This window comes from Comamonas sp. FG99 (assembly GCF_057808605.1).
This window is the reverse complement of sequence record NZ_JBMDII010000076.1, coordinates 1-5,958: the sequence shown is the minus strand read 5'-3', so window position 1 is coordinate 5,958 and position 5,958 is coordinate 1. Positions and strand designations below refer to the sequence as shown.

The following is a 5,958-nucleotide window of genomic DNA, read 5'->3' as shown; positions in this document are numbered from 1 at the left end:
CCGATGGCGGGCGTGAACCAGACCGGCTTCGGGGTGGGATTGCGGCATGCCTTCTGAAATGAAGCGGTTATGCGTCTTGCGTTGAGTGGGAAATATCCAGGCTCTTGCGCAACGCACAACTTGCGGGTGGCGTCACGCGCTTTTGCCGACTGCGTGCTTCAGCCAGTGGCATAACTGGCTGTCTGCATGCTCGAAGCCGTGGATCGCGGAAAAGTGGTGTGCGCCGTCTTGCGGAATCAACTCCGAGTGATTGCCGGTTTCGCTCCAGGCCGCATGCAGGCTCGCGGCTTGCCTGGCGAACTCGCCGGACTCCGCGCTGCCCCAGGTGATCAGTGCGGGCGTGGCACATTCGCGTATCGAGAACAGCGGCGAGTAGTGTCGAACCAGGCGGTCGTCGAGCTGGATGAGCGGCTGCAGATAGCTGTAGCGTAGCGGCTCCAAGTCGTAGAGGCCGCTCACCAGCACTGCGGCCTTGATCGGATCACGTGGCAGGCCATATTCCTCCGCCCACCTGGTTTGCAGGCACATCGCGGTGAGGTGGCCGCCCGCGGAATGGCCGCCGAGTGCGATTCGAGTGGGGTCACCGCCATGGCTTGCGATGTTGCGCACCACCCAGGCGACTGCTGCGCGCGTCTGCCGCGTGATCTCATCGATGGCGACCTTGGGACAGAGTGAGTAATTGACCACCACGGTCGTGAGGCCGCGGGCTTGGGGACCGAGCGCGACGCAGCTGAACTCCTTGGAGGTGTTGGCGCGCCAATAGCCGCCATGGATGAACACGAACACCGGTGCGTTCGGTTGATCGGCGGGAAAGATATCGAGGGTCTCGTCCAGCGTCGGACCGAATGGCACGTCGAGAGTGCAGCGCAGCGCTTCGCGTGCGAAGGCGCTGCGTTCGACAAAGTGGCGTGCCTGGGCCGGCGCATCGGGAATCCATTGCTGCGTGCCGTATTGCAGGTCGATTTCAGCCTGCTGCATGAATTCCTTATAAAGCGGGGGCATCCACATGGTTTGTCTCGCGAGGTGAGTGATGACGATGGTTTGACTGCAGTCAAAGGATAAAGGCGCGTTCGGGCGAAGCTATCCGCAATATGCACAACTGTCACTGCAGGCCATCCATTTCTTGCAGAATCTTGACTCGCCGATCCGAGACTGCGCGCTGCGCTTGCCGCCAAAATTGGGATGAGTGCGGCCCTGGAGCGATGAAGTCCAGCGGAGCCTCAGCATGCAGTTCAATCCTGATTGAATCAGAGTCCTTGGATTTCAACCGGCCTTGCGTTTCCCTAGCAAAGGAATCATGCCCACCAGGCCGAAGATGGGGCCGGGCAGTAAAACCCATGAAATGTTGTTGCCCAGGACGTCAATGAGCGATGTGGCTGTGGCGATGGATGCAACCGTAATGGCAAAGCCCGCAGAGTTCTGCAGCGCAAGCGCCGAACCCACGGCCTGAGGAGGGCAGCTATTGGCGACAATCGCGGAAAACTGCGGCGAGTCGGCGACGACGGCCAATCCCCATAGCAACATGAATGCAAGAAGCAGCGTGTGTTCCTCTTGCCGTGCAGCCCAAGGAAAGCAGAGGCAGCACAGGCCGGAGACCGCCAATGCAGTGGCCGCAACCTTTGCGCTGCCATGCTTTCGGCTGAGTGCGCCTCCTATCAGGCAACCCAGGGCGCCCGCTGCTATGACGCTGAATGAGAGTGCTGCTGCTGAGGCTGAGCCAGCTGAGGCCAAGCCAGTCTGCAGGATCAGCATCGGCACTATTGTCCAGAACGCATAGAGTTCCCACATGTGGCCAAGGTAGCCCAAAAAGGCGTATCGGAAATCAGGCGACCCCAGTGCCGCCAGGGCATTCGACATCTTCAATGCTGCTTGGGGGCGGGGTATGGAAAGCAAAGGCCCAGGCCCATCGCCCAGAAAGAAGATCATCGCCGCAGCGCCAAGAGCCAGCACAGAGGAGGCGGAGACTATGTACTGCCAGGCCCAATGGCCTCCTAGCGACCGAAGCGCATGCGGCAAAGCGGTGCCCAGGGTCAGCATTCCCACCAGCAGGGCAAGCGAAGTGCTGGCCCGTTGGGGGTTCCAGGATACGACCAGTTTCATGCCAAGCGGATAGATGCCCGCCAAGACAATACCGACGAGAAACCGAAGCGCTGCCCCACTCACAACACCGCTTGCGAGCCAGGCAAACGCACCGTTGAATAAGGCTCCCAGGATCGCGCAGATCGCAAAAATCCTGCTGGCGGCAAAGCGGTCCGCCAGGCCGCTGAGGGAGAGAAATAATGTGCCGAGGATGAACCCCAATTGCACGGCGCCGGTGAGCAGGCCGAGGTCTGCAGCGGAGATGTTCCAGGAGTGCATCAAATCCGCCCCGGCACTGTTGGCGCTGAACCATAGCGAGGTGCCGAACAACTGTGCCAGGGCGATGATGAAAACAGGGCCCGCAGAGCTGGCTGCGAACCCGCTTTCCCGGTTCGGCAGAGGGCGCATAGCAACCGCCTGTCTCCTGTTCAATGGTGCATCCTATCCTCAAGCCCTTCCTGGTATGTTTCTCGAGCAAAAAGAGTCGAGATCACGCTGATGGCACCGAGCAGCATGAGGTAGATGGCAATGCCCGAGGTTTTTCCGCCTTGTGCGGACAGCAGGGCGGTAGCGATCATTGGCGCCAGGCCTCCAGACAAAACGGCACCGATGGCATATCCGATATTGGCGCCGCTCAGGCGCACTTTGGTTCCAAAGAGCTCCGAGAAGTAGACTGCCTGTGGCCCATACATGGCGTCGTGCAGCACGTTCAAGCCAATGATCATGCCGATCGTGATCAAAAGGACGTTGCCGGTCTCGGCCATTGCAAAGAATGGCAGGATAAATGCCATGGAGGCAATGTTTCCGAAAAGATAGACTTTCTTTCTGCCGACAAGGTCAGAGAGATACGACCACAATGGAATGGTTGCAATGCCGACTACGGAAGAGATAAGAACTGCGTTCAGACCGACCGAGCGAGGCAGATGCAAGGTGCCAACGATGTAGCTCAGCATGAAGACGCTGTAGATATAGAAGATCGCGTTTTGCAGCATCTTCATGCCAATGGTGACGAGCAGGACGCGGCGGTGGCCCTTCAGTAGATCGCCCGTCGGGCTTTCAGCCTGCTGGCCGGTCTCCTTCATCTTCTGGAAGACTGGCGATTCGTGTACTCCGAGGCGGATGAACATGCCAATTCCGATCATGACGATGCTCGCGAGGAATGGAATACGCCAACCCCAAGAGAGGAGATCCGCTTCACTCAGATTGGCCGAGGTCATTGCAAAGACACCGGTGGAGAGCAGCAAGCCCAAGGGGACGCCCATCTGCGGGAAGCTGCCATACAGCCCCCGGCGATGCTTGGGCGCGTGCTCTACCGCCATCACGACGGCGGATCCCCACTCTCCGCCGACTGCAAAGCCCTGTACCAGGCGCAGGATACACAGCATCACGGCGGCCCAGATTCCCGCTGTTTCATAGCTTGGCAACAAGCCGATGGCAACCGTACTGCCACCCATCATGAGAAGCGATATCACAAGCATCGCCTTGCGGCCGACCCGGTCACCGTAGTGACCAAACACTGCCGCCCCTACCGGCCTGGCGGCGAATCCGACCGCGTAGGTCGCAAAAGCCGCAAGCGTGCCGGCCAGCGGGTCCATGCTGGGAAAAAAGAGCTTGGGAAAGAGCAGGGCCGCGTAGGTGCCGTAGATGAAGTAGTCATACCATTCCACGGCGGTGCCAATGAGGCTGGCCGCGGCGACCTTCCTGTGCTGACCGCGCTCCGCAGCAGTGTTCGCTTGATCGCCGCAGACTGCGCTGATGCTGTATGCCTGTGTCATTTGTCTCACTCCGGTTGCTTGTCGCTATCGTTTTGGGCAAAGCTAGCGCCAGGAGGCACTTGGCCTCCGGCTGAAGGGCTGCTTGGGTTGCAGCGGTGGGCTGCTGCTACTGGTCGCTGGCCAGCGCAACGGTGAAGGTGGTCGCCGTTCCGCTCAAGCAGGTTTCTCCCTTTTCGTTTTTGACCGATACTTCGACCTTGCATATCGGCTTGTCTTCTCGAACACTTTTGATTTCGAGCCGTGCGGTGACCGTATCGCCGACATACACGGCCTTCGAAAAACTCAGCTCCATTCCCAGGAAAACCGACCCGGGTCCCGGAAGGCCTTCTGCAACCAGTGCATTGAGCATTCCCGAGGTGATTCCGCCTTGAACGATCAAACCACCGAATGTGGAAGTGCGGGCAAGCTCTTCGTCGAAGTGAAGAGGATTGCGGTCGCCACTGATCTCGGTGAACAAGTCGATGTCGCGCCTGCTCATCGTCTTCTGCCGGCTTGCCACTTCGCCCACCTTGGGCATGCCTTTGATGGTGTTGCTCCAGCCTGTCTTGATGTCCGACATTTCATGTCCTTTCACGGTTAGTCGAGGTCACTGTTTTCGATAAGCACGGCAAATCCCTGGCCGCCGCCACCGCACAGGGATGCGATGCCACGCCGAACGCCTCGGCGGCGCATCTCCATTGCAAGGCTCAGCAGCAGCCGAAACCCTGTCGCGCCCAGCGGATGGCCGAGGGCCACTGCACCGCCGTTGACGTTGACGACCTCAGGGTTCAGGCTGAGAGCGCGGGCGCTCGCGATGGCCACGCCGGCGAATGCCTCGTTGATCTCATAGAGGCCGACATCCATGGGCGAGAGGCCGTGTTTGTCCAAGAGCAGTTGCATCGCCTTTGCCGGCTTCAAGTGCAAGCTGGCATCGGGGCCGGCTATCCAGGTCCAGTCGACGATGCGGGCCAGAGGCTTTTGCCCGAGCCGCCGTAGCATCTGGCCATTGACGACCAGGCCCGCGCTCGCCCCATCTGCCAGCTGCGAGGCATTGCCTGCGGTGATAGACCCGCCTTCGGAGAACGCCGGCTTGAGGATCGATAGCCCCTCTTCGGTGGCTCCTTCGCGTATGCCTTGGTCGCGCGCAATGACCTTGCCGGCGACCGTGAGAGGGGCAATTTCTTCGAGCAGTGCTCCAGTGCTTGCTCGGAATGCGCGCTGCTGAGACATCGCGGCCCACTGGTCCTGGGACTTGCGCGATATGCCAAGCTCGGCATTGCAGCGGTCGGACAGAGCGCCCATGGACTCGCCTGCAAATGCACACGAGAGGCCATCCTTCAAGACCGCGCTGACAGGCTCCTGATCCGGACTTTCCGCACCAGGCATCAGCTTGGCCGCCCTGGTCATTGAATCAAATCCGCCGACCAGGTAGTGTGCGCCCTCTCCGAGTCGAATACGGCGGGCTGCCTCGCAGACAGATTCCAAACTGGCCAGGCAAACGCTGTTGAGCGTGAGCGCTGGCGTCTCCATCGAGATACCGGCGCGCACAGCGGCTATGCGAGCGGGATTCTGGCCAAGGCCCGCCTGCACAACAACGCCCATGAGAGCCGCATCCGGCTTGTAGGCCCACGGGTGGCGACTCAGCAAGTTCTTGATCGCTTGCTCGCCCAGGGCCAGGGAGTCAAAATCGGCAAGCTGACCTTGGTAGCGCCCGAATGGCGTTCTCAGCCCATCGAGCAGATAGGCTGCTTGCGCTTCAGTATTCATGGCTTGTGTCCTGCGGATCGATGGGTTGGAACATGGGTAGGGTGAACTGGCCTACTCTGGCGAAGCAAACCTCAAGCGGCATGTCGATCTGCAGCTTTCGATGCGGCTCCGTCGCCACGGTGCTGAGCATCGAAGGGCCTTCATCGAGATGGACAATGCCCAAAACATAAGGTGCCACTGCTTTCCAGGCTGGGTGCCCTGGGCGGTGCACGGCCGAGAAGCTATGTAGGACACCCTTCCCTGACGCCTTGGACCAGGTCAGGCTTGCTCCCCAGCAGTGAGGGCAGTGGCCTCTGGGGTAGAATGTATTGACCCACTAAAAACCTGCACAGGTCCTAAACTTGAAGAAAGGACCTGA

At 59.9% G+C, this 5,958-nt stretch carries 6 protein-coding genes; all 6 read right to left on the bottom strand.

All coding sequences use genetic code 11. The features are described 5' to 3' along the window. Positions 1 to 132: 132 nt before the first annotated feature. Positions 133 to 978: an alpha/beta hydrolase gene (locus tag ACODRX_RS25695; RefSeq protein ID WP_488874386.1), complete on the bottom strand. Its 846-nt coding sequence runs from the start codon at positions 976 to 978 to the stop codon at positions 133 to 135. A 285-nt stretch (positions 979 to 1,263) separates the two neighbouring features. Then, positions 1,264 to 2,487, bottom strand: coding sequence for an MFS transporter (locus ACODRX_RS25690; RefSeq protein ID WP_488874385.1), 1,224 nt, complete (start codon positions 2,485 to 2,487; stop codon positions 1,264 to 1,266). 20 nt (positions 2,488 to 2,507) lie between these two features. Continuing rightward, positions 2,508 to 3,854, bottom strand: a complete 1,347-nt coding sequence (locus ACODRX_RS25685; protein WP_488874384.1) for an MFS transporter — start codon at positions 3,852 to 3,854, stop codon at positions 2,508 to 2,510. 106 nt (positions 3,855 to 3,960) lie between these two features. Then, on the bottom strand, positions 3,961 to 4,413 hold the full coding sequence (locus ACODRX_RS25680; protein WP_488874383.1) for a MaoC family dehydratase: 453 nt from the start codon (positions 4,411 to 4,413) through the stop codon (positions 3,961 to 3,963). Between the two features lie 17 nt (positions 4,414 to 4,430). Next, positions 4,431 to 5,600 (bottom strand): thiolase family protein, encoded by a 1,170-nt coding sequence (locus ACODRX_RS25675; RefSeq protein WP_488874382.1) that lies wholly within the window; start codon positions 5,598 to 5,600, stop codon positions 4,431 to 4,433. After that, positions 5,590 to 5,862, bottom strand: coding sequence for a Zn-ribbon domain-containing OB-fold protein (locus tag ACODRX_RS25670; protein WP_488874387.1), 273 nt, complete (start codon positions 5,860 to 5,862; stop codon positions 5,590 to 5,592). The genes ACODRX_RS25675 and ACODRX_RS25670 overlap by 11 nt, the downstream gene beginning before the upstream one ends. Positions 5,863 to 5,958: the final 96 nt, after the last annotated feature.

What these genes read in the sequence shown, in the direction of transcription:
- ACODRX_RS25675 (WP_488874382.1), bottom strand. Translation starts at nt 5,600, where the DNA reads ATGAATACTGAAGCGCAAGCAGCCTATCTGCTCGATGGGCTGAGAACG.
- ACODRX_RS25685 (WP_488874384.1), bottom strand. Translation starts at nt 3,854, where the DNA reads ATGACACAGGCATACAGCATCAGCGCAGTCTGCGGCGATCAAGCGAAC.
- ACODRX_RS25690 (WP_488874385.1), bottom strand. Translation starts at nt 2,487, where the DNA reads ATGCGCCCTCTGCCGAACCGGGAAAGCGGGTTCGCAGCCAGCTCTGCG.
- ACODRX_RS25695 (WP_488874386.1), bottom strand. Translation starts at nt 978, where the DNA reads ATGCAGCAGGCTGAAATCGACCTGCAATACGGCACGCAGCAATGGATT.
- ACODRX_RS25680 (WP_488874383.1), bottom strand. Translation starts at nt 4,413, where the DNA reads ATGTCGGACATCAAGACAGGCTGGAGCAACACCATCAAAGGCATGCCC.